Consider the following 2,921-nt stretch of genomic DNA (forward strand, 5'->3'; position numbering starts at 1 on the left):
GAGGAAGGCTCCGAGCACCGAAACGACGAGGGTGACGTTGACGAGGATGGCGCCCCACGGCCCCACGACGTATTCGAGCACGCCCGCCATTTAAGGGTTCTTCAGCGCAGCCAGTTCAGGCTGGCTCAGAATGCCGAGCGATAGCAGCGAGACGAGGGAATAGATGGCAAGGGCCACAACGAAACCAATGATGGTCGCGACGCCAATGTCGGAGCGTCTTCCGGCGCGGGCCGAGATCACGCTCGCCCCTTCGATGCCGATGAAGACCCAGAGCGTGACCAGCATGGTGCTCTTGACTTGATCGAGCAAGGAGCCGAGCTCGAGGTTCCCCGCGCCCGTGAAGTCGAGGGTAAAGACGTCGACCTTGAAAGCGAAAATGACGAGGACGATGAACAGGACGAGCGGCGCGATCTTGGCGATTGTGGTCACCAGATTGACAAGGGCCGCCTGACGCACGCCCGATAGGATCAGCGCATGGACCAGCCACAGCACGACCGAAGCGCCGACGATCGCTTGCCAGGTATTGCCCTCCCCGAACGGAGGAAAGAAATATGAGAGGGCGCTGAACATGACGACGGCGTAGGAAACATTGCCGATCCACGCGGAGAGCCAGTAGCCCCAGGCACTGTTGAAGCCGATGAACGGTCCGAAGCCGGCCTTGGCATAGGCATAGGGGCCGGCGTCCAGCGCTGGCTTTCTCATGGACAGGCCCTGATACACGAAGGCCAGCGCCAGGATGCCGACGCCGCTTATCGCCCAGCCGATGATGATGGCGAGGGGCGCGGCACCGGCCGCCATGTTCTGCGGTAGGCTGAATACGCCTGAGCCAAGCATGGAGCCGATGACGACGGCTGTGAGCAGGCCGAGTCCGAGTTTTCGCGTCGCGGTGGGGGCGGGTGTTGTACTGACTGTGTCGACAGTTGTGGTCATGGCGTGCTGCCGAAAGTCGGCCCTCCTGATCGCGTGAGCTCTTGTCGAGCCGTATGCATATTGCTTCTGGAAGCATCGGCGGTTTTGATCCAGGTCAAGCCGGGTGTAGCTGACGAGACACCGTTCGACAGCGCGTTCGCGCACCGCAGTGTCGGTCGCCCCGATGCGAGGCGGCCGACACGGACCTGAGTCCGAGCGAATATGGAAAGCGCGAGGCGAGTCGTTTCCACGGTACTACGGACGCGCAGGAAGAAAGGTGATTCCATTTGGCCCTTCTCCCACCGCAAAGTTCGCAACAACCATGTTTGTCTTGGCATCGATGACCGAAACCGTGCCATCGAAGATGTTGGTGATGAAGACCAGAGTGCCGTCGGCGCTGACAGCGACGCCATGCGCCCCAGGCCCGGTGCGGACCGTGGCGACATTGGTGTTGGTCGCAACTTCGACCACCGAAACCGTCTCGCTGGGATCTTTGTCAGTGCCTTGATTTGCTACGTAGACGAAGCGCCCATCGGGCGCTGAGTGCACCTGAATCGGCCCCTTGCCCACGTCGACCGTGGCGAGTATCTCGCGAGTTGCAGGGTCGATTACTGCAACCTTGTCTTCGTCACGCAATGAAACGTAGACCCTGCTGCCATCCGGGGTGAAGCCCACCTGCACCGGCACGGCGCCGACAGGGATGCGCTGGAGTTCCCTGAGGCCAACTGGATCGAGCACCGAAACGCTTCCATCCTCGACGTTGGCAACATAGAGTTCCTTTCCATCCGGGCTCATGCGCTGGCCATGCGGATAGGCACCGGTCGGGATGACCGCCGTCACCACGTCGTTCGCGAGATCAACCACCGTCACGTTGTTGTCGCCGCTGTTCGTGACGAAAGCAAACTTGCCCGTGAGATCGACGACGACATGAGCCGGATGGGCGCCGACCTCGATGGTAGCGATGGGTCCCGTCGAGAAACTGGCCGTCTTGAAGATCAGCAGCAAGCCCGCGGCGTCCATGTCGATGTCGGACTGCCCACCGACGGCCATCTCTTCGTGATCACCCCCCGCAGTTGCGCCCACCGCCAATAGGAATTGGCCGTCTGCCGTGACCTGAACGTTGTGTGCGCTGATTGAGACCGGCACCGTTTCGACCGTGCCCGTGGTCAGGTCGATGCGGCTGATGGAGTTTCCGAACTCGTTGGCAGTGAAGACAAACCCCGACGCGGTCGCCAGCGCCGCGGGGCGCTGCCGTGCGGACGCTGGTGTCCAGAATGCACCAATTGAAGATCCTACTAGAAGCATCATTCGAAGTAAGCTGCGCAACTTTAATCTGCTCATGATTGGGCTCTCCATTTGGTTGCCGGAAGTGTGAGTCTTAGCCCGAGGCCACCGGCGCATCTTTGCCAGAGATCAACTGGAACTCGGTTCGCTGGCTGCGCCGAAGGCCCAGCCTGCTCGGAACTCCTGGGCCCATGGAGTTCCAGCGCTTCGATTCCGTTTGTAGACAACGGTGACTGAAGACTGGGCGGGATCATCGCGATGCGCCGCTCCCCCGGACGGCTCGCACCGTGGGCGGAATGGGCGCCAACAGCCCAGGCAGGCCAAGGCTTGCGATCGCAGCGATGGCCATGACAGCCGCAGACACGAAGAATGCGGCTCCGTCCTGGCCGTCGAGGCCGTAAAGCATGCCGGCTCCGGCGGAGCCCACCGACTGACCCAAACTTGTTGCCGCGCTTTGTATGCCAAGTCCTACGCCTCGGCTGCGCTGGGATGTCTTCGCCACCCAATACGCCAGCAAGGGGGCGACTACCCCTGCGGAGCCCGACACGATCGACACCATAGCCAGAACCGGGCCCAAGCCCGTGGTGCCGGGGATGAGGGCCAGGCCGAGAGCCATTACGGCGAATGCCGGAGCAATGATCCAGCGGGTAGAGGATGCTTTGACGAGAGGCGAAAAGACGATGCCTTGAACGGCAAACATGACAATGCTGCAGGCTGCAAACATGATC

Annotated in this window: 2 protein-coding genes and 1 pseudogene; all 3 read right to left on the reverse strand. The window is 61.5% G+C overall.

The window, feature by feature from the left end:
• Positions 1-90 precede the first annotated feature (90 nt).
• Positions 91-930 (reverse strand): amino acid permease, encoded by an 840-nt coding sequence (locus WH91_RS19625; RefSeq protein ID WP_248305831.1) that lies wholly within the window; start codon positions 928-930, stop codon positions 91-93.
• Between the two features lie 234 nt (positions 931-1,164).
• Positions 1,165-2,265 (reverse strand): YncE family protein, encoded by a 1,101-nt coding sequence (locus tag WH91_RS19630; RefSeq protein ID WP_210165785.1) that lies wholly within the window; start codon positions 2,263-2,265, stop codon positions 1,165-1,167.
• A gap of 178 nt (positions 2,266-2,443) precedes the next feature.
• Positions 2,444-2,921, reverse strand: a pseudogene (locus WH91_RS19635) (MFS transporter); the annotation flags it as partial.

Source organism: Devosia psychrophila, from assembly GCF_000971275.1.
Taxonomy (GTDB): Bacteria; Pseudomonadota; Alphaproteobacteria; order Rhizobiales; family Devosiaceae; genus Devosia; species Devosia psychrophila.

Coding starts and splice junctions, on each gene's coding strand:
- WH91_RS19625 (WP_248305831.1), bottom strand. CDS start 930: ATGACCACAACTGTCGACACAGTCAGTACAACACCCGCCCCCACCGCG.
- WH91_RS19630 (WP_210165785.1), bottom strand. CDS start 2,265: ATGGAGAGCCCAATCATGAGCAGATTAAAGTTGCGCAGCTTACTTCGA.